Source organism: Prosthecobacter sp., from assembly GCF_044222565.1.
Lineage (GTDB): Bacteria > Verrucomicrobiota > Verrucomicrobiia > Verrucomicrobiales > Verrucomicrobiaceae > Prosthecobacter.
Window position 1 is genome coordinate 460,811 of the sequence record NZ_JBGANA010000003.1, and the last position, 20,857, is coordinate 481,667.

Genomic DNA, 20,857 nt, shown 5'->3' on the forward strand with positions numbered 1-20,857 from the left:
CGCTTCCTGATCGTTACATCCGTTCATCCCACGACATGCGATTTCGTGGCACATGAATTCCCTCCGAGTTAGACAAGGCCATCCCTATCCTCTCGGCGCCACTTGGGACGGCATAGGCACAAACTTCGCCCTCTTCAGCGCCAACGCTCAAAAGGTCGAGCTCTGCCTCTTCGATCCCCAGGACCCGCAGCGCGAGATCATGCGCAAGCAACTGCGCGAGAAGACCGACCATGTATTCCATGGTTACCTCAATGACGTCCGCCCTGGCGCCCTCTACGCCTATCGCGTCCACGGCCCCTGGAAGCCCGAGGAAGGCCATCGCTTCAATCGTTTCAAGCTCCTCCTCGATCCCTATGCCAAGGCCCTCACCGGCGGCTTCAAGTGGAAGGATGAAATGTTCTCCTATCGCATCGGCGGCAATGAAGATTTCGAAATGGACAAGCGCGACAACGCCTCCCTCATGCCGCGCTGCGTCGTCATTGATGACAAGTTCGACTGGACCGGAGACCGCCGCATCGACCGCCCCATGGCTGAGACCGTCATCTACGAAGTTCACGTCAAAGGTTTCTCAAAGCTCTGGTCCGTTCTCCCCGCCAGGCAGCGCGGCACCTATGCCGGTCTCGGCTCCCGTGCCGCCATCGCCTACTTCCGCCGCCTCGGCGTCACCGCCATCGAGCTCCAGCCCGTTCACCATTTTGTGAACGACAGCTTTCTCGAAGGCCGTGGCCTCGCCAACTACTGGGGCTACTCCTCCATCGGCTACTTCGCGCCTGAGTCCCGTTACGCCTCCGCTGGCACCGCAGGTCAGCAGGTTACCGAGTTCAAGCAGATGGTCAAAAACCTCCACGCCGCCGGCATCGAGGTCATCCTGGATGTCGTGTACAATCACACCGCCGAAGGCAATCACCTCGGTCCTACCATGTCCTTCAAAGGCATCGACAACGCCAGCTACTACCGCCTCGTGGGCGACTCGCCCCGCCATTACATGGACTACACCGGCACGGGCAACACCCTCAACATGCGCAATCCCAAGGTGCTCCAGCTCGTCATGGACTCCCTGCGCTATTTCACCACGGAGTGCCACGTGGACGGCTTCCGCTTTGACCTCGCCTCCACCCTCGCCCGCGGCCTCCATGAAGTGGACAAGCTCGGCGGCTTCTTCGACATCATCCATCAAGACCCCGTCCTTCAGCGCGTTAAGCTCATTGCCGAGCCATGGGACGTCGGCGAAGGCGGCTATCAGGTTGGTAATTTCCCCGTCGGCTGGGCCGAATGGAACGGCAAATACCGCGACTGCGTCCGCGCCTATTGGAAAGGAGACGACTCCCAGGTCGGCGAACTCGCCGCACGCCTCACCGGCTCCAGCGATCTCTATCAGGACGACGGCCGCCGTCCCTACTCCAGCATCAATTTCATCACCGCCCACGACGGCTTCACCCTTCACGACCTCGTCAGCTACAACGACAAGCACAATGAGGCCAACGGCGAAAACAACAACGACGGCGACAGCAACAACCACTCCTGGAACTGCGGCGCAGAAGGCCCCACGGACGACCCTGCCATCAATGCTCTTCGCCGCCGCCAGCTCCGCAATTTCCTCGCCACACTCATGCTTTCCCAGGGCGTCCCCATGCTCTGTGGTGGGGATGAATACGGCCGCACGCAGCATGGCAACAACAACGCCTACTGCCAGGACAATGAGATCAGCTGGTTCAAATGGGACCGCACACCCGATGAAATGGCACTCACGGATTTTACCCGCCGCCTCATCTCCCTCCGCCGCGAGCACCCCACCTTCCGTCGGCCCAAGTTTTTCTACGGCCGCAAAGTGCGCGGCGCAGGCGTCAAAGACATCATGTGGCTCAATCCCGCCGGCCAGGAAATGAGCGACGAGGAATGGGGCACCCACTTCGTCAAAACCCTCGGCGTCCTTCTCTGGGGAGACTCCCATGACGTCCGCGACTGGCACGGCGCCCCCATGCATGACGACACCTTCCTCATGCTCCTCAATGCCTCCCACATGCCCGTGGACTTCATCCTCCCGGATCACGGTGCCACCCGCTGGTCCCTGGTCCTCGATACCACCCTAGAGACCGGCTTTCTCGACACTCCCGCCGAGCACGAAGCCTCCTCCAGGATCACCCTCACTGAACGCTCCTTCCTCCTGCTCCGCCGCATAGCATAAAGTGAAAGAAAATACCAGCAGGAAGAATTCCGCCTCAGTCCCTTTACCCATCACGGCCAGAAAGCGTTCCCCCTCTCCCCGCCCGGTCGCACTCCGCTCCAAGCCACCCTCTGGGGAGGAGGGCAGAAGACACTCTTTGATCTTTCTTCGAAAATGAGGACGCGGAAAGTAGGGTTAGTTGTTTTGGATTGAGTTTTCGAAGTCCACAGGAGATTGGAAGCCCAGGGCGCTGTGGAGACGCACGGGGTTGTAGAAGGTTTCAATGTAGTCGAAGACCATGGAGCGGGCTTGGGATCGTGTGGTGGGAACGGTGGAGCCGAAGCACTCGGCTTTGAGGGTGGCCCAGAACGATTCCATCGAAGCGTTGTCGTAGCAGTTGGCCTTGCGGCTCATGCTCTGGGTGATGCCGCGCAGATGAAGGCTGCGACGGAACCCGGCGCTGGTGTACTGGCAGCCGCGGTCGCTGTGATGGAGCAGGTTGTTAGGGCGTGATCCGCGGGTTTGCAAAGCACGTTCCAGGGCGTGGCTGGGCAGTGCGGTGTCTAGGGAGTCGAGCGTGCTCCAGCCGAGGATGCGGCGGCTGCAAAGGTCCATCTCGGCGGAGAGGTAGAGCCAGCCTTCGCCGGTGGGCAGGTAGGTGATGTCGGTGACCCAGACTTCATCGGGGCGCGTGGGTGCGGGGCGTTCGAGAAGGAGGTTGGGAGCCACAGGGGAGGCTTTGTCTGCCAGGGTGGTGCGCGGAATGAAGCGGCGCTTTTGCAACACGCGCAGCTGCTGCTGGCGCATGATCCTGGTGATGCGGTTTTTGCCGTGTCTGAGCCCTTTGCGGCGCAGGCTGTGCATCAGCCGCGGGGAGCCGTAGGTGCGCCGGCTGGCGGTGAAGGCAGTGCGGATCTCATCGACGAGCTGTGCGTCCTGGATGCGGCGTGGACGGTGCTCCTTGTGCAGGTGGGCATGATAGCCGCTGCGGCTGACGCCAAGGGTCTTGCAGGCAAGGGAGAGGTTCATGCGCGGCTGGTCGTGGTGGAGGCTTTGGATGAGGGCGTAGCGCTGGATTCTTGCTGGGCTACTATGGCCAAGGCTTTTTTTAAAATGTCATTCTGGGCGCGCACGGCATCGAGTTCGCGGCGCATGGCGGCGAGTTCCACGGCGGCTGCTACGGCGCTGGAGCCGCCTGCGCTCGCCAGCCTGGCGCTGCGCGCCGAAGGCTGGCTCTCTACGGCGGCTCCAGCGCCGTAGCGTCGTTTCCAGTCGCGCAGGTTCCAGTGGGAGATGTTGAGGTCACGGGCGAGCTGGGCGATCTTCCTACCGCCCTCCAGCAGCGCGACTGCGTCGAGCTTGAACTGTTCATCAAAAGCGCGCTTCGTCTTGGCCTTGGTCTTGGCTGTTTTGTTCATGTCGGTCTTGGGTTATGACCAAACTTTTGCTGTCCGCATTAACGAAGAAGGCTCACTTTGAGTGTCCCCTCAAAAAATGGCCGGCTCCTCACCCTGGATCTCGGCGTTTTTAATAAACCCGTTCCCCACATGCACTTTTTGCGACCCTTTGCGTGTTTTTGCGGCCGGCTCAATTCCCGCCCTTCTCTTTTGGAAAATCATAAATCACACGCCTCATCCCCTAGGGCATCTCATCTCCACGATCATCCACAGCCCTGACAGCCATCCCCCTTCCAGCCGCCGAAATCTCCGCGCTAACGCAAACCACCCCACACCACGACCCACCATGAAACTCGAATCCCTCCAGGACCTCCTCGTTCACGAACTCAAGGACCTCTACAGCGCCGAAAACCAGCTCGTCAAAGCCCTCCCAAAGATGGCCAAGGCCGCCACCAATGAGCAGCTCCGCGCTGGATTTGAAGAGCATCTCGCGCAGACCAAAAACCACGTCACCCGCCTCGAAGAGATCGCCGAGACCCTCGGCTGCAAGCTCGCTGGCCATCGCTGCAAAGCCATGGAAGGCCTTATCGAAGAAGGAAGCGAACTCATCAGCGAAGACGCCGAAGACGTCATTCGCGACGCCGCCCTCATCGGTGCAGCCCAGCGCGTCGAGCACTATGAAATCGCAGCCTACGGCACCGCCCGCGCCATCGCCGAATGCCTCGGCTATGGCGACACCGTCCGCCTCCTCAATGAGACCCTCGACGAAGAGCGCGCCACCGACGAGAAACTCACCGAACTCGCCGAAACCTCCGTCAACGTCGAAGCCGCCGACCTTGTCGCCGCGGAATAGTCTCCCCTTTCCCCCCAGCCTGAAGCCCCCCAACGGGGCGTGGGAGCCACCCGGCTCTCACGCCCTTTTTCGTTTTAAAGATTTACTCCCACCACCTGACCCACCATTCGCTGCCATCCCGTAAAAAAACTTTCCGCTCGTTTTCTCCACGCTTCCCGAAAAAAACAGGCGCCATTTTCGTCCCCAAAATCCGCATTCTCCTCAAATCATAAATCATAAATCACAAATCATAAATGGATCGCCCTAATCCGTTCCGCCACACCATCAGGGTTTGCCTGACTCCACAAGCAGGACCCCTCCTGATTGCTGAATTTGAATAAGACGCGCACACTCACGCCCAGTCACCCCATGAAAACGTCTTCTCCAACCAAACCCGCACCTGTCAAAAAGGCAGCCTCCATCACCAGAAAAGCTCCCGCTGCCAAACCACTCAACGGCGTCTCTTCACGCACGCCCGCAGCCGCTGCTTCCCATGCCCCCGTGGCCGGATCTGCCCACGCATCCTCGGGTGAAAACTCTCTCGTTCCCTCCCTGCAGGATCAGATCGCCGCGCGCGCCTACGACATCTGGCAGCAGCAGGGCTGCCCAGAAGGCACCCACGAGCACAACTGGACGCAGGCAGAGCAGGAAATCACCCGCAACGAACCCGCCGCTTTCATCCCTTAGCCTGACTCCAATCCCCACCCCCTCCCAACCCTATGTCCACCAGCCATACGCTAAAGCCTTGTTCCTGGGCCTGCCCTTGGAAAGGCACCGCAATGTGCGCCCAATGCCTGCTCAACTCCCAGTCTCTCGCGGACGGTCGCGTCAGCCTCGGCGTTCTCTGCGGGCTCAAATCCCTCTACCAGGCCAATGACCTCCCGCCGTGCATCGTCGGTCACCGTCTCGATTGGTCCGGCCCTCGGGACAACGCCATCGGCCTCACCGCAGTCATGGCCTGATCACCCAGGCGCGGCATCCGCCGCGCTCCTCCACCATCCGTTCTGCAACCATCCTTTTTGGCTGCACCTCCCATCATCGCTGTAAACAAACGCCATCAACTGAGTGCCCTTCTTCCCGGCACCCTCCAGGCACCCAATGCCACTCAGTTGATGGTCCTACGTCGCCAGCAAAACCGGCACCTATTGAGAGTTGCACAATAGACTGACGTGGCACTTGATAAAGTCGGGTTATCGTCGGCTTTGCCTCCAGCTTTTAGCACCGAAGGTGCGGCCTAGCGTAGCCCAGGGCCAGCGAGCCTCGGCGAGCGCCGCCCTGGGTTCAGCACCAGCAGCAGGGCAGCAAAGCCAGCGCCTTCTTCACACACCGCGTCCCCCAGCAGCGTCCTCCCGCCACGCCGAAGCAGGCAGCATGTGTCTCCGCCGCACGCAACGCTCCAGCTCCTCCATGCGCATGCGCTCCCTGCCTGTCAGCCGATTGCGCGATCCTCAATAATACAGGCAAGGCACAGCCACAGCCCCTGGTAGGAAACCGCTGCGTCGGGTCCCAAATTTCGGGTTTATCCCCTCTCAGGCTCTCCAATAGGTTCGCCGTCTTCACACCCTCGGACGGCCCCCTGCCTTCGAAGCCCTTGGCCTCCCCGTATTTTCCGAAACCCGTCGAGAAAGTTCCAAACTCTACTCCACACCACACTTCCCCCTCACATCTCTCTAACCACCTCCCTCAAGGCTCGGAGGGCCGCCCTATCGCCGCCCTAGGTCACCGAGCCACTCATCTGAAAACCACCCCACCACCCATCGCGCCTCTCTCCACCCAATCTTTCCCGCTTCCAAATTGAGCATTGCCACCTTGCATCCTGTCTCCTTTTGGCCTCCACTCTGCACACCATGGCGAAAGCTTCTTCAAAGTCCCCCGCTCAAAAATCCGCCGTGCAGCCGTCTGCTGCCGTACCGGACAAACGCCGGGTTCTGATCGTGGATGACCATCCCATCTTTCGCAATGGCATCATCCAGCTCATCAATCACGAGGCGGACCTCGAAGTCTGCGGGGAGATCTGCTCCGCCGCCCAGGCCCTCGGTGCCGTGGACCAGCTCAAGCCCGACATCGTCACCCTCGACATCTCCATTCAGGGCACCAACGGCATCGAGCTCATGAAATCCATCCGCGCCGTCCACCCCCAGCTTCCCGCGCTCATGATCTCCATGCATGATGAATCCATCTACGCCGAGCGCGCCCTCCGCGCCGGCGCCCGTGGGTACGTCATGAAGGCCGCCTCCTCGGACAAAGTCATCGAGGCCATCCGCCGCGTCCTCAGCGGCGGCCTCTACCTCTCCGAAGCCATTGGCGGCCGCCTCCTCGATACCTTCCTCACCGGTCGTCCCTCCGAGCCCGGCACCTCTGCCGTCGAGCAGCTCAGCGACCGTGAGCTGGAAATCTTTCGTGCCGTCGGCGAAGGCCGCGGCACCCGCGAGATCGCCCGCACCCTTTTCCTCAGCGTCAAAACTGTCGAGACCCACCGCGCGCACATCAAAGAAAAGCTCCACCTGAAGACCGCCCCCGAGCTCGTCCGCGCCGCCGTCGAATGGGTAAACCGCGAAGCCAATCTCTGATTCGCCTCGCGCTATCCCGCTCCGTTCATTACTTCCTCTGGAGCCTGTACCTCCTCCAGAAAAAGCACTCCACGCAGCCACTCTGGCAGGAGTGGGATCATCCTGATCCCACACGCTCTCCCACCGTCCATCGCCCCCTCCTCCGTGCTGGTAGCGCCGACATCTTGTCGTCCCCGGCACTCGCTCCGCATCGGCCCGCCTCTCCGCCAGCTCCCAAACGATCCCTCGCACCAAGAATTTCCACCACGCCATCATCTCTCCGGCATTCATCAAAAGCATCCACCCACCCCCTGATCCCCCCATCAGGCCCTCATCGAGAAACACCTCTCTTCCTTTCCCGATTTCATCGTTTTCCCCAGTAAAGCGCCCCTCTCGCCTTTCATCAGCGCCATTTTCACCTTCCGCTGATCGCACATCCACCCGGCTTGGTGCCACCGATGCAATTCGGAGAGGAGTTCATCAATTAAACAAACCCCTCGCCAACCCCAAACCTCAAAAAAACACCATGAAATCGAATCCCATCACCTTCGCCCTCCTGCTCGCCATCGCAGCAGTAGGAAACTTCACCTCCCTCGTCGCCGCTGACACCGCTTCCGGCCTCAAAGCCTCGGACGAAAAATTCGTCAAGATGGCCGGCGCCGATGGCATGGCTGAAGTCAAGATTGCCACCCTCGGCACCCAGAAGGCCGAGCGCACCGACGTCAAAGACCTCGCCACCATGCTCGTCGCGGACCACACCAAGGCGAACGCCGAGCTCACTTCCCTCGCCGAGTCCAAAAAAGTCCAGCTCTCCGCCGTCATCACTCCCAAGGCCGCCAAAGCTTTCGAAGACCTCGAAAAAGTCAGCGGCAAAGACTTCGACAAAGCCTTCCTCAAGCAGCTTGAAAAAGACCACAAGGCTTGCATCTCCAACTTCGAAGACGCCGAAAAGAACGCCGAAGATGCCGATGTGAAATCCTGGGCCACCAAGACCCTCCCAACCCTCCGCGCCCACCTCGACAAGGTCAAAGAGCTCGCCGGCAAATAATTCCTCCGCTCCCCAAACCCTTTCAATCCTCGAAAACCCGTCCCTCACCGGACGGGTTTTCTTGTTTTCAATTCACAACACAAACAACCACATCCTATCCGCTCCTGGTCTGGCGCATACCCCACTCGTCCCTCCCCTGGAGCACCCCGCCTCATCCCAAACCAGCCCCGACTCCTTCACGCCCCAATCCACATTCCGGAAATCTTTTACCATCCATCTTTTACCATCAAAGACAGGTCTCCGCGCGTCTGACCTCCCACGCCAAGGCCATGTCTGAAAACCAGCTTAAACAACCGCAGCGCATGCGCTCCAAAAAGTGATTTGGCTCGCAGCGTTGCAACAGGTTTTCAAACACGGCCCAGCATCCAGCATCCAGCATCCAGCATCCAGCATCCAGCATCCAGCATCCAGCATCCAGCATCCAGCATCCAGCATCCAGCATCCAGTCCTCACCGCCTCCTCTGCCCATGCGCAAGCCCTCTCACATGCGCCACCGCATATCTCCTCGCACCGCCAAACACCCGCGCCTGCGCCGCACACAGGCATCCCCCGTAAATGATAATCACCCCTGAAAGGTAGATCCACATCAGCAGCACCACCACCACCGCAAACGCCCCGTACACCGTGTTAAAATTGCTCAGTTCATACACATACCGCTCAAACAGCCCCCGGCACACCTGCAGCAGCACCGTCGTCAGCAGTGCCGCAAATGCCACCTCCCTGAAAACCGTTCGCCGCCGCGGCGAAAACTTGTACAGCATGCTCAGCCCGTAAAACAGCAGCAGCGTCGGCACCAGCAGCAGAATCACCTCAAACGTGCTCCCCACCGCCTCGTCATGCAGCATCATCGTCCGCCGGATGTATCCCACCACCAGCGGCACCAGCACCCCCAGAAACAGCGCGCTCGCCACCAGCAGCAGCATCATCAGGCTGTGCAGCGGCAGCTGCCACCACGGATATTCGATCGTGTCCCACGCACGGTTCACGCCCCGCACCATCGTGTGAAAAAAGCGCGAGGCGCTCCAGATCAGCCCCACCATCGCCAGTGCGCTCACACCCCCGCGCACATCCACGATCCCATGGATCGCCGCCTCCACCTTGCTCCGGTCCGCACTGTCAAAAGGCGTGTACTGCCCCAGGTTCTCGATCAGATACTTCACCACCGTGTCATGGTCCCAGACCTGCGACCCCACGGTCACAAACAGCAGGATCAGCGGAAACAGCGCAAAGAACGCATAATACGCAAACGCCGCCGCCTGCTGATCTCCGTCGATCGCCAGAAATTTCATCCCCGCCGCCCAGAACATCCGCCACACCCGCCTCAGCCAGCCCAGCAGCCGGTGCTTCACAAAAAAAGCCTCAGAAATTCGCATCGGCATTCTCGGTCTCCCTCTCCGCTCCATCCATCGTTGCACCCACTCCGCGGCGCCATTCGTCGTCGGGACCTCATCTTGCTTGGTCTTCCCGCCCATCATGCTTTTTCATGCGGCCGGTTGACCAGCAGTGCGATCACCAGGCTCGTCGCAAAGCTCGCGAAAAACACCGTCACCGGGCTCGGCAGATACTTCACCCAGAACGGCCGCGCACCCGGCGCTCGCAGGTGCGCCAGCGCCCGGTCCGCCTCCCGCATGCTCGGCTGGCGGATCGCTCCGCCCTCATTGATCATTGCCTCAGCCTCCATTTCGGTGCTGCGGCGGTAGTTGGGAGTCATCCGAAGGTTCATGGTTTAAAGGAAGTTAGTATCTTTTCTTTTCATTTCAGAGCCGGTCTCAGCACTCACTCCGGCCACGGCCCCGTGGCAAAAATCAGAGCCTCATGCCGGCGGCGGCACCAGCATGTCCGTATGCGCCCCCAGATGTCGTGGATTGATCGCTCCGCGTCGTGCAGAGGGCAGCCACATCGCGTGGCACTTGCGGCAGTAGCACTGCTTCTTGAACAGCCCCAGGTTGCTCAGCCACTCCAAAAACAGCGGTGTCATAAATTTCCGTGAAAACTGCGGATACTCCACCGCAAACGATCCGCATTCAGGGCACGAATAAATCGAGGACGCCATCTCCGGGTGCTGCTGCTCAAACTCGATCAGCTGCTCCACCGCCTCCGCATAATCCTCCTCCTTCACCTGCAGCTTTACGTTCGCCCGTGGCTTCGTGAAAAACACAAACGACTGCACGTCGCTCTCATCATACACCTCCGGATCGATCCCATGGTCAATCAGATGCACACAACAAGGTTCCACCGCCTTGGGATCATCAAACGACGCCAGATCGATCAGATCAGCACGGTGTGTGAAGGTAAGTTCCGGTTTCATCACCCTACAAATCGTCTCCCACCTGCCCCCTGGTCGTGTACGTCCCTCCCTTTCCACAGCATCTGATGCCCCTTTCATCTTAGCCCCTCATCATCCCCCACAAGCGCCCCAGCGCTGGTAGGGAACCACTGCGCCGGGGCCGAGAATCCGGGTCTATCCCATCTCAGGCACCCAAAATGGCTCGCCGTCCCTTCAGCCTGGAAAAACTGAAGCAGCAGAAGCATCCCCCTCCATCCAAGACTCTCCTCACCTCCCCGTTTTCTGCAGATGCTCCGCATGCGCCCTCTCCAGCTCCGCCGCCTCCGGCACCAGCCTCCCCTCACTGTTGCGCAGGCGGTTCAGCCACTGCTCATACAGCGCATTCGCATCACTCCTGCGGTCTGCTTTGACAAGGAGGTCCGCGTAGCGCGCCACCTGCTGCTGCGTCTCCTTGCGTGCCGGTCCCAGCGCCATGTCAAACGCCAGCAGCGCCTCGTGCTGCAGCGCCAGCGCGCCAGCGCCATCCCCCTGCGCCTGCAGCATGTTCAGCAGCATTGTCAGCGTCAGCATCGCATCCTCCGTCGCGGGTCCCTCATACCTCCAGAACACCTCCAGCGCCTTGCGCGCGTGCCCGATCGCCTCCTGCGCCTTTCCGGCCTTGCGCGCGCACTGCGCCAGCACATGGCACGCACGCGCCGCCTCATGCGAGCTCGCGGTCTCCAGCTTTGCCAGAGCGACACGACAGCTCTCCCTCCCTGCCTCCAGTCCCTCTTCCACCCGCCCATTGCGTATCAGCGCGGACATATAGTCGATTCCCAGCATCACCACCGAGACCGGTGGCGCCTCATCCGGGTGTCGCCGTATGGAGTCACGGATCTGCTCCAGCATCCCCAGCGCCTCCACATGTCCCCCACGGGCGATGATGCGCTTGGCCAGCGAGTGCATCACCATCTGCGTGCTCGGGTGCTCCGGCCCCAGGTGGTCCCTGTGCCACTCATACACCCTCCTCAGCTCCGGGTTCACCCAGTCAGCCTGCCCGGAGCCTCCCGGCGCCGTGCTCGCCGCTCGCCAGCGCAGGTACCAGATCTGCGGATCATCCGGCGCGAAGGTCCGCTCGGCGATCTCCGCCGCCCGGCGGTAGCACCGCGAGTTGTCCGCCTGGTCCAGCAGCGTCCCCGTCTTGATGATCAGATTGATCTGCCGCTGCGGATCTCCCTCAAAGTTCTCCACCTTTTTCAAAAACTCCGTCAGCAGCTCCTGCTTCGTGCTCACCGGCCCGCCGCGCTTTTCATCAAAGACCAGCAGCAGGTTCGTCAGCAGATCGGTCACGGCTCCCGCATCCGCCAGCTCCCGCTGTGCCACATCTCGCGCCTTCACCGCCTGCCGCCACTGCCACAGCGCCGCGCCTCCACCCGCACACACCGCCAGCAGCACACCGAACAGCGCCAGCGTCGCTGTTCGGTGCCTCAGCATCCATTTCCACACCTGCTCCCCCACACCCGCAGGGCGGGACACGATCACCTCCCCGCGCATCCACCGCTCCAGCTCCTCCGCCAGAAAGCCCGCGCTCGCCAGCCGCTTCGCCGGCTCCTTTTCCATGCAGCGCATGATCAGCGTCGCCAGGTCCGGCTCCACCCCCGTCATCGGCACCGGTCCCGCCTCCTGGATCGCCTGCATCACCGCCTGGGACGACTCCCCACGGTACGGCAGCCGCAGCGTCAGCAGTTGAAAAAGCAGCACACCCAGCGCCCACACATCGCTCGCTGTCGTTACTTCCCGCGTCCGGCCCGCCGCCTGCTCCGGGCTCATGTAGTGCGGTGTCCCCAGGTGCGCCGTCGTGCGCGTCAGGTGCAGGTCATCATCCAGCAGCTTCGCCAGGCCAAAATCAGTCAGATGCGGCTCCCCGTTTTCATCCATCAGGATGTTCGCCGGCTTCAGGTCCCGGTGCAGCACCCCGCGCGTGTGCGCATGCTGCACCGCCCGTGCCACCTTCGCCACCAGCTCCGCCGCGCGCCGTGCAGGCTTCGCCTTTCCCTGCCGCGCCAGCCGCTGCGCCAGCGACTCTCCCGCGATCAGCTTCATCGTAAAAAACGGCACATCCTCCTCCGCCGACCCGATCTCATAGATCGGCACGATCCCCGCGTGGTCCAGCCCCGCCGCCATCTCCGCCTCCGTGCGGAAGCGCGCCATCTCCTCCGGCCGCGCAAACGCCGCGGCGCGGATCATCTTCAGCGCCACCTTCCGCTTCAGCCTCAGATCCTCCGCCTCAAACACCAGCCCCATGCCCCCTCCTCCCAGCTCCCTGAGCAGCCGGTGCCCCGCAAACTCGCACGGCAGCACCAGCCTCCCCAGCGTGGAAAAGGCCCGCTCCTTCAGCCCCTCCGCCTCCTGCGTGTCATCATCAGACGCATGCAGCGCATCACTGAACACACACGTCAGGCACACACCGTCCGTCTCCAGCAGCGCGGAGCACTCGGGGCACGTGGCGGGTTCGGTGGATGGACGGACGGCGGTCATGGCTCACACATCAAAGGCGGCTCAAAGCAAGGTGCGGTCGGCGGGACAGCAAAGCCCGTACACTCTCATTCTCACGGTTTCGCGTGAAATGTTATCCTCTCATGTGGAATTTGTTGAGCAGCCAGTCACCCACCTCGGCAACGCCGGAGAGGCGAGAATCCTCCAGCGCGCCTAAATAGGTCGAATGGTTCCGCGGCATGCTGGCGCAGGCTATTGGGCTGGGGCAGGTTTCTGGGCGTAGTTTTTTAATGGAGACACTCCCGCATCAGCATCAAGACCGCAATCAGTGCTAAAAGAGGTGACGAACTTCTTCCCTGGGGCGATCTTGTCACGCTGGTGAAGCCACAGGTCGAAATCGCCTTCATACAGCCCTCGTAGGTTGGCTTCGCAGTAGGTCTCCGGACCTTGCTCAAACTCCTGCCCCCAATGCGGGATGCCACCGTGCTCGTACGCAGCCTTGTTCATCTCCTGCCGGAAGCCCTGATACATGTCCTCCAGAGAAGAACGGAGCACTGTGACTTCGACCGATACCGTCAGGTCAAACCGTTGCATCGCCAGGAGCCCCTTCGACTTGCGCATGAAACGAATGCCCACATACCCGATCACAGGAAGCGGTATCTTCTCCTTCCCTTCATCCTTGTCCTTATTCTTCTGCTCCGCTGCTTTGCCACCCCAGCCTGCGAGGGCGCGCACCTTGTCGATAAATTCCAGGTAGTTCCCAGGGTTCGCTCCATTGAAGAAAAACTCCGCCGAGCTTCCCTTCGTCAGCCCGTCCGTCGTGTAGTCATGCGTGTCAAACAGGTCCGTGGCCTTCCCGATTCTGAAAGGCCTGCCAAACTCGCCCGCAAATCCGAGCGAGCTGATCATGCCCACCAGAGTCTCCGCAGTTGGCGCGTTCTTGAACTCCTCAATCATCGCCTCGAGCCTCTTCAGAGACCGGTATCGGTTCATCATCTCCTTGAGTTTGACGTCACGCAGCGATGTGGTGAGGGCTTCGGTCGCTTCTTTGATCTTGTCGTCGTCGCTCTCGTGCAGCCCCCATGCTATACAGACCGCCTTTTTACGTTGGCTCTCAGCTTCTGTCGTTGATTTGTTGGCAATATTGTTTCGGGCAATGATCGTTCCGAGATCTGGTTCCAGACGTGTCTCGGCGAAAGCGATCTCATCAATGTCCTTTTTTGCCTGCGTCTGAAATTTAACCAGAGCGTCCTTCAATTGTCCCAAACTGCCCGCGTTTACATTCTGGCTGTTTCTCAATAGGCGATGTAGCACGATAAAGACAAATCCTGCCAGGCGATCCATTGTATTCTCGGGATAACGCGGCTCGCCGGTCCCGTTCGCCTCCAGACTCGTGAGCTCCTTGTTGAGCATTGAGACGATCAGTTCAATGAGCGGCGTGAGCGGAGCCAGCTTTTCGGCTACCTTGGTTTTTACTGGGCTTGTCCAGGGGGCGTTCGTATGCAGCCTCTCGATCTGCTTGCCCTCTGGTCGGTCTTTGATCCAGAGTTCATTCAGTATTTCTTCCACCGCTTCCGTTGCGCGAGTGCGTCCTTCTTGTTCAAAACTCATTCCGTATTCAAAACTTCTGAAATTCGTTCCTTCAAGCAGCGCTTCCGCCAGCTTGCGTGCATCCTTGAGCAGTTCGATCGGTCGGTCCCGGTGGCCGCCTTTTTCTTTGTCGGCCTTGAGCAGCGTCATGAGCTTCGCGCTCTTTTCTTCCGCCTTCTCACCCACTCCAAAGGAGGAGGGAAGGGGGTGATCATAGCGCCAGCGCCGGTTGACCCAGCATTCATCCGGGTGGGCCAGATTCAGGACGATGTTCAGATGCCTCAGTGGCAGCGTGCCATCGTCATCCCGGTTGGAGATCACGTTCAGGCCCCGGTCGTGCCACGCACCCTCGGTGGTGCATTCCACTTGATGTCGCAATTCGTCTAGTTTTTGGAAGTTTAAGGGGGCATGGAAGATGCCGGCCTTTGTCACATCCCTGGCTCCCCACGAGGTGGTTTTCACGGTGATGCTCTCGTCCTTCAGCTTCTCTCGGATGTCTTTCCAGGAATGCCGGTGGTTGACCTCGATCAGCGTGTACTCAGGCACCACTTCCAGCACCACCGCGTAGATCACCCCCAGCCTGCCCACCGCCGTCTGCACCGCTCTCAGCAGCACGTCGTCACCGCTATGGTCCTTCATTCCCGAAAGCATGCTCAGCCAGACGGGCTGGGCTGGCGGTTTGGCTCTGCCTTGCTGATGCACGTAGCCGCTTTTCGCTTTGCCAGAACCAGGCTCTTCGATGGGATTAAAATCACGCTGCCACTGGGAACTGAACGGCGTTCCCGATCCCGCGATCCACAGCTCCTCGCCATTTTCATCGATCAGTTGCACGGCACGCACTGCGTCACCCACGGTGGACTCGCTCGCCGCAAAGTCTCCGCCGTGGGTGCTGGTGGAAAGTGCGCCTGCCAGAGATTGCCCGCCTCCGGCGCCCATCGTTCGCAGCGCCAGTCCGCAGGCTTTCAAATCCTCGAGAAGCTGTTTGATCTTGATCCCCGCCTCCACGTGCACATAACAGCCTCCCGAATTTTCCTTGTCCCACCGCGCCTTCAGCCCTGAGTGATCCAGCAGGGCTTTGAGCAGGTCAGGCTGCCCCGGACGCAGCCTCCCGGTCGTAAGCTTGCCATACGCCGCCGGCCACGGCTGGCTCAGGTGCTTGTCCAGACGATCCGTTTGCACTGCCGTTCCCTTCCACGCCACTCCGGCTCTTGAAAGCGAGTAGTTTGAGCCCAGGGCTCGAACCGGGGCCTCCGCATTGGCGAGGCAGTTTTTGAGTTCTTTTTTGTCCCCCGGTGTTTGGACCTCCGCCAGAAAAGGATGCAGGTCCAGATGATCGGTTACGACCGGCGGCTCTTTAGATGTTGGTGATGACATAATGTTGTGGGTGCGATGTTGGAAAACTGCGAAACGGTCAGCTTGCGTCCGGTGGCTGGTGCCCTCCTCGTTCAAAAGCGATGAGGTATAAATTTTCTAAGCTGTCTGAGGGCGTGTCGCTGACAGCCTCGGCTCTTCATGCTCGGACACACCATCACCATGACGGCACGCTCCCGGTGCGGTCAGCAGCCACGCATCGGCTTGGTCATGTGTTTTTCCAGATCACAGCTCGCCGCAGCTGCCACGCACGCACTCGCGTCAGGAGCCTCGGCAGGTTGGGAGATCAGGCATCCCGGGCACACTGCGCCGGCGCCGCAGCATCAGGCCGCCAAGGCCAAGTCCTGCCAGCAGCGCGCGCGATGGCTCCGGCGCTGCGGCCAGACTGCCGGTCAGGGAGAACATGGCGTTGTTCGTGCTGCTGACGGTGGACCAGGACGAGCCGTTGTTGGTGCTCAACTTTAACGGAGTTGCACTCACGGTGCTGAAGACGCTGCCCCCGTCGGTGGCGTTGCTGGCGGTCGTGCCCCAGACGAGATAAAAGGGCAGATCAAAACCCTCGCTGTTTTTGGCCGTCATCCAGTAGTTGGTGTTGGCGGCCAGAGTGATCCCCGTGCTCGTCGCCGTGTAGTTGGCATAGCTCGGCGTAAACGGGTCGCTGCTCGGGATGGTGACGGATGACAGCGTCCCCACCAGCGTTCCGGGCAGACCACCGCTGTCCGTGTAAATGCTGGGCGTCAGGGTGTGATTGATGTCGTCCCCGTTCCAAAGGGGGAGCGTCACGCTTGTGATGGTCATCGCACTGGCTCCAGTCCTGAAATCGGAGGCATTGATCATCGATCCTCCGCTGTAGAGCGCGTATCCTTCATCCTGGGTCTGGGCCATGTTGCTGAACAACGTGGCTGCAGAGGCCGTGCCGGTGACACAGAGTGCTGCGGCAAGAACGCGAAGAAGTGACGGCAGTGAGTGTTTCATGGGGATAAACTTGTTTTTGTTTGTTCCGGGAAGTGGATGCAGGCGTCTCCCCAAAGTCATTCTCACGGCCCGGCGCGAAACGTTACCTGCACGTTTGAAAAAAGTTTCTCCCTCCCCCCATCCGCACCCGGCCATCCGTCAAAACCCATGCGCTTGGCACAGCTCTGCCAGGAGGGGGACCATCTTGGTCCCCCAACCCTCCGCAGCTTCTGCCATTTTCATTCAGGGCCGCAGCTGCGGAACCTGACGGAAGGTCCAGACCTCTCGTCAACGTCTCGTGCGGTCACTTTCCCAGCAGCCCGATCAGGTGCCGCAGTTCATCGTCCACCTCCTCATCCGTGGCCACCACCTTGCGCACCTCATGCCGCAGCAGTGTCGCGAAGCGCTGGCGCAGATCATGCGCCGCCTTCCGCACCGTGGGTGCGTTCATGCCAAAGCGGCGCGCCATTTCCTCCCAGTCCGACCTCGCATCAGCGCGGCCCAGCACCCGCTGCCGCAGCTCCTCATAAAACTCCCGCCGCTCCTCCCGCGCCTGGATCTCCGCATCCAGCCGCCGCACCGCGTGATCATACAGCGCCCGCGCCCACTGGTGGTCATAGGCCACGTCCGCCGCCGGGCACGCTGCCGCCGGCTCCTCATGGGCCGCCAGCGCCTCCACCGGCACATGCTCCGCCCCGCCGCCACGCCGCAGCGCCCCCGCATCGCGCCGCTGATTGCTCAGCCAGCGCGTGAAGCACTTCAGCAGAAACGTGCGGAACCGCGTCTCCCTCTCCTCCACGCCCAGCAGCACCTCCTTGGAGATCAGGTGCGCAAAAAAGCCCTGCACACAGTCCGCCGCCGCAAATTCCTCCATCCCACGCTGTCGCAGAAAGCTGTTCAGCGGCTTCCAGTAGGCGCGCGCCAGCCGGTCCAGCGCCTCCAGCGCTGCGACATCCTCCACCGCAGTGGCACCATGGACGATGCTCCACATTGTCGTGGGAAACTCGGGAGGCGTCGGGAAGTGGCTCACTTTCGGATCATCAAACAGAAGCCAGTCCTTTTTTCAAGCCGTCTCCCGCATGAAATCGAGGATCTTTTCTGAAAAAAGAACCGCTTTCGGGTTGAGGAAAAGATGGGGGCTGAAGTCCGGGGCTGGCAGAGCGACGCTCAAAATCAAATCATCGGCAGCGTCCGGATCACCACCTCCACCCTCCGGAATCTCTCTTCCAGCACCTGCTGGTACCACTCCCACCACTGTTCATCGATCAGCATGGACATCACCTCATAGATCACCAGATCCTGGCGCAGGCCCTTGCCTCCCTCCGTCCAGCGGCCCTGGTCAGGCGTTCTCGTATGCGCATCACATCGGCCAAAGTGCCGCGTCAGCTCCGCCTTCACGATTGCATGCAGCGTGTCAGCCGGCGCGGGCTCCTGCTCGCTTTGATACAATGGCAGCACCAGTTGAATGAAGTGTACCATAAAAGAAAGTTAAGTTGTGATGAGGTAAGATAAGATCTGCCTCGGCCATCCCGCCGCGCCTATTCGCTCTTGCCACGCTGTGGCGCCGTCATCTTGAGGCCTTCCGTCGTGAACTCCCGCTCATCAAACGCCACGCCACGTTTGATGTTGGACCCATCCAGCTCCGTCGCCGTGCCCTTCAGCACATCATGCACCGTCAGGTTCGCCGGCATCGCGCGCCCGTCCTGCGTCACCACCCTTGTCGTGTCGATCCGTCTCGCCAGCTGCCCGCCCGCAGAGTACTTCTCCACCTTCATCGGCACCAGCCGCTTCGTGTCCACCCACGTCTTCACAGAAGAATAGATCGAGCGGTCACCCTTGCCCGGCTTCGACTCCAGAATCTCGCAGCTCGTCCGCCCCACATTCTCCGTGCCCACGATCGCCTGGTGCTCCCACGCAAAGAAATTCTCCACCACATCCGCATACGCCAGATCGCTCCCAAAAACGCCCCCCTTCATCTGTCCCGCATCCAGTGTCCGCACCGTGTCCGGCGGCGTCAGCATCGCACCCGTAGGCCCCTGCTTCCCGCTCTTCTTCAGCATCACCGCCTCACCCGCACGCTCCTTTGGCCACAGCACCTGATACACCGCTTCCGTGGTTCCCGCCGTGCGCCGTTGCTTGATCTGCACCTGCAGCGTCCCCTGCGGCAGATCCATCTTCAGCCGGATCAGCGAAGTCCCATCCTGCTGCAAGGCATTCATCCGCGCCGCCAGTTCCGGCGCACCGTCCTCTGCCCTTGCCGCGCTCATCATGAGCGCACCTGCCAAAAGTAAGTGAATCGTTTTCATATAAGGTTGTTGGTTAAAAATTGGCTCAGCCCTGCAGCGCCAGGCTTGGCGTCAGCCGCGAGCTCCGCCACGCCGGATACAGCCCGCTCACCACTCCCACCACAATCGAGATCGCAACGGACGTCACCACCAGCTGCATGCTAAGGTCCGGCTCCAGCAGCCCATGCACGGACGGCAGCCTCTCCGTCAGCTTCGCCCCTGCCACCCCGATCACGACGCCCACGATACCTCCAAGAAAACCCAGCAGCGCAGACTCCCACAGAATCATCCGCCGGATGCGTCCCCGCTTCCATCCGATCGCCAGCAGAATGCACATCTCCTGCTTCCGCTCAAACGTCGTCATCAGCATCGTGTTCATCACCCCCAGAACTCCCACCACCACCGCCAGCAGGGAAGTCCCCCAGCTCATCGCACGGATAAATTTCGAAGCCTCACTGTCCTTGATGTGCTCGCTTGCGATCACAGCCTTCGCCTCCGGCGCCACCGTGTTGATCTTCTCACACAGCTTGCGCATCCCCGCCTCATCCATCCGCTCCGCCGCGCGCACATCCAGAATGTTCAGCTTCCCCTCATTGCCCGTGATCTCCTGAAACAGCGGCAGAGACAGCACCACCGAACCATTCTCCACCAGCGCCCCTCCATCAAAGATCCCCACCACTGTCAGCTCCTTCGTTTCCAGCTGCAGAGGATCCCCGATCTTCTTCTTCAGCGACTCCGCCGCCGTCTGCCCCAGCAGCACCACCGGCTCCATCCCATCCTTCGGCATCCGCCCTGAAATCAGCTTCAGATTGTTCCATGAAAAGCCGCCCCACTCCCGTGCGGACACCATCATCATCGAGGCACTCTCCACACTCGTCAGATCCACAAACACCGAGCACGTCTTCCCCACCTCCGGCATCTTCGCGATCCTGTCCCTCACCTCGCTGTTAAACGGCTTCGGCGTCAGCCCGCTGCTCAGCGTGCTCACCACAATATCGATGCCCCTCTCCTTCGCCCCCGCCCCCCAGCTCTTTTCAAAGCCCCGCGAAATCCCCACCAGAGCCACCACCGCCGCGATCCCGATGGCAATGCCGACCAAAGTCAGCCCCGTCCGAACCGGCCTTCGCCACAGTCCACGCATGATGATGGTCAAAAAGCTCATGTTTAATAGATCTTAAGGTTTTGCCGAATCCGACACAATTCTCCCGTCTTTCATCGCAATAATCCGGGACGCTTTTTGCGCGATTTCCAGGTCATGCGTCACCATCACCACCGTCATGCTCTGCTCCCGGTGAAGTCGCACCAGCAGCTCCAGGATCAGCTGCGCATTCTCGCTGTCCAGGTTCCCAGTCGGCTCGTCCGCCAGCAGAACCGGTGCATTGTTCGCCAGGCTGCGCGCTATTGCCACCCGTTGCCTCTCCCCGCCTGAAAGCTTCGCTGGAAAGTGGTTCATCCGGTGCTCCATCCCCACGGACTTCAGCAGCCGCCTCGCCCGGTCCTCCCGGTCCGCCCGGCCCAGCTTAGTCTCCAGCATTGGCATCTGCACATTCTCCAGCGCCGTGAAGGTGGGCAGCAGATGAAAAGACTGGAAAACAAACGCAATCTGTCGCGCCCTGTAACCTGCTGCATCCTTGAGATCCTGCACCGACTCATTCCGATAATACAAACTACCAGTGCTTGGCAGGTCCAGCGCCCCCAGCATCTGCAGCAGCGTGGTCTTGCCGCAGCCGCTCGGCCCGATGATCGCCACAAACTCCCCCTGCATGATCTGGAAGTCCACTCCCCGCAGCGCCTGCACCTGGCCTTCGTCATATTCCTTCTTCAGCCCCGCCGCCGCAAAGACGCAGTCTCTGCCCGCGGCAGGTTTGGAAGGGAGCGTTGATGCATTCATGGGAACAAAGTGGA

19 protein-coding genes are annotated in these 20,857 nt (G+C 60.7%); 6 read left to right on the top strand and 13 right to left on the bottom strand.

Going from position 1 to position 20,857, the window contains the following annotated elements; translation table 11 throughout:
* Window positions 1-52 precede the first annotated feature (52 nt).
* Complete coding sequence (glgX, locus tag ACILSR_RS06280; protein WP_395748878.1) at window positions 53-2,185, top strand: glycogen debranching protein GlgX; 2,133 nt, start codon at window positions 53-55, stop codon at window positions 2,183-2,185.
* Window positions 2,186-2,359: 174 nt separating this feature from the next.
* On the opposite strand, the gene ACILSR_RS06285 is transcribed toward glgX, so the two are convergent.
* Both ACILSR_RS06285 and ACILSR_RS06290 read right to left on the bottom strand, forming a co-directional pair.
* Window positions 2,360-3,193, bottom strand: a complete 834-nt coding sequence (locus ACILSR_RS06285; RefSeq protein ID WP_395748879.1) for an IS3 family transposase — start codon at window positions 3,191-3,193, stop codon at window positions 2,360-2,362.
* On the bottom strand, window positions 3,190-3,582 hold the full coding sequence (locus tag ACILSR_RS06290; protein ID WP_395748880.1) for a transposase: 393 nt from the start codon (window positions 3,580-3,582) through the stop codon (window positions 3,190-3,192). The genes ACILSR_RS06285 and ACILSR_RS06290 overlap by 4 nt, the downstream gene beginning before the upstream one ends.
* Before the next feature lie 325 nt (window positions 3,583-3,907).
* Between ACILSR_RS06290 and ACILSR_RS06295 the strand changes: the two genes are divergently transcribed.
* From ACILSR_RS06295 to ACILSR_RS06315, 5 genes are all read left to right on the top strand, one after another.
* On the top strand, window positions 3,908-4,414 hold the full coding sequence (locus ACILSR_RS06295; RefSeq protein ID WP_395748881.1) for a ferritin-like domain-containing protein: 507 nt from the start codon (window positions 3,908-3,910) through the stop codon (window positions 4,412-4,414).
* A gap of 348 nt (window positions 4,415-4,762) precedes the next feature.
* Window positions 4,763-5,080, top strand: a complete 318-nt coding sequence (locus ACILSR_RS06300) for a DUF2934 domain-containing protein (protein ID WP_395748882.1) — start codon at window positions 4,763-4,765, stop codon at window positions 5,078-5,080.
* A 32-nt stretch (window positions 5,081-5,112) separates the two neighbouring features.
* On the top strand, window positions 5,113-5,355 hold the full coding sequence (locus ACILSR_RS06305; RefSeq protein ID WP_395748883.1) for a hypothetical protein: 243 nt from the start codon (window positions 5,113-5,115) through the stop codon (window positions 5,353-5,355).
* A gap of 885 nt (window positions 5,356-6,240) precedes the next feature.
* Window positions 6,241-6,963 (top strand): response regulator, encoded by a 723-nt coding sequence (locus ACILSR_RS06310; protein WP_395748884.1) that lies wholly within the window; start codon window positions 6,241-6,243, stop codon window positions 6,961-6,963.
* A gap of 505 nt (window positions 6,964-7,468) precedes the next feature.
* Window positions 7,469-7,990: a DUF4142 domain-containing protein gene (locus ACILSR_RS06315; protein ID WP_395748885.1), complete on the top strand. Its 522-nt coding sequence runs from the start codon at window positions 7,469-7,471 to the stop codon at window positions 7,988-7,990.
* A 449-nt stretch (window positions 7,991-8,439) separates the two neighbouring features.
* On the opposite strand, the gene ACILSR_RS06320 is transcribed toward ACILSR_RS06315, so the two are convergent.
* The 11 genes from ACILSR_RS06320 to ACILSR_RS06370 all read right to left on the bottom strand — a co-directional run bounded on the left by ACILSR_RS06320 (window position 8,440) and on the right by ACILSR_RS06370 (window position 20,843).
* Window positions 8,440-9,339, bottom strand: coding sequence for a YihY/virulence factor BrkB family protein (locus tag ACILSR_RS06320; RefSeq protein WP_395748886.1), 900 nt, complete (start codon window positions 9,337-9,339; stop codon window positions 8,440-8,442).
* Between the two features lie 122 nt (window positions 9,340-9,461).
* The gene (locus tag ACILSR_RS06325; RefSeq protein ID WP_395748887.1) at window positions 9,462-9,713 is read right to left on the bottom strand and encodes a hypothetical protein; all 252 of its coding nucleotides are present in this window, start codon (window positions 9,711-9,713) and stop codon (window positions 9,462-9,464) included.
* 90 nt (window positions 9,714-9,803) lie between these two features.
* Window positions 9,804-10,298 (bottom strand): hypothetical protein, encoded by a 495-nt coding sequence (locus ACILSR_RS06330; RefSeq protein ID WP_395748888.1) that lies wholly within the window; start codon window positions 10,296-10,298, stop codon window positions 9,804-9,806.
* A gap of 246 nt (window positions 10,299-10,544) precedes the next feature.
* Window positions 10,545-12,794, bottom strand: a complete 2,250-nt coding sequence (locus ACILSR_RS06335) for a protein kinase domain-containing protein (RefSeq protein ID WP_395748889.1) — start codon at window positions 12,792-12,794, stop codon at window positions 10,545-10,547.
* Window positions 12,795-13,004: 210 nt separating this feature from the next.
* On the bottom strand, window positions 13,005-15,716 hold the full coding sequence (locus ACILSR_RS06340) for an FAD-binding protein (protein WP_395748890.1): 2,712 nt from the start codon (window positions 15,714-15,716) through the stop codon (window positions 13,005-13,007).
* Window positions 15,717-15,974: 258 nt separating this feature from the next.
* Complete coding sequence (locus tag ACILSR_RS06345; protein ID WP_395748891.1) at window positions 15,975-16,688, bottom strand: choice-of-anchor R domain-containing protein; 714 nt, start codon at window positions 16,686-16,688, stop codon at window positions 15,975-15,977.
* A gap of 283 nt (window positions 16,689-16,971) precedes the next feature.
* Entirely contained in the window at window positions 16,972-17,697 is a 726-nt protein-coding gene (locus ACILSR_RS06350) for a hypothetical protein (RefSeq protein ID WP_395748892.1), read from the bottom strand.
* Between the two features lie 143 nt (window positions 17,698-17,840).
* Complete coding sequence (locus tag ACILSR_RS06355) at window positions 17,841-18,146, bottom strand: hypothetical protein (protein WP_395748893.1); 306 nt, start codon at window positions 18,144-18,146, stop codon at window positions 17,841-17,843.
* A gap of 59 nt (window positions 18,147-18,205) precedes the next feature.
* Complete coding sequence (locus ACILSR_RS06360; protein ID WP_395748894.1) at window positions 18,206-18,973, bottom strand: outer membrane lipoprotein-sorting protein; 768 nt, start codon at window positions 18,971-18,973, stop codon at window positions 18,206-18,208.
* Between the two features lie 25 nt (window positions 18,974-18,998).
* Window positions 18,999-20,114 (bottom strand): ABC transporter permease, encoded by a 1,116-nt coding sequence (locus tag ACILSR_RS06365; RefSeq protein ID WP_395748895.1) that lies wholly within the window; start codon window positions 20,112-20,114, stop codon window positions 18,999-19,001.
* A 12-nt stretch (window positions 20,115-20,126) separates the two neighbouring features.
* A complete protein-coding gene (locus ACILSR_RS06370; RefSeq protein ID WP_395748896.1) occupies window positions 20,127-20,843 on the bottom strand; it encodes an ABC transporter ATP-binding protein in 717 nt (238 codons plus the stop codon).
* Window positions 20,844-20,857: the final 14 nt, after the last annotated feature.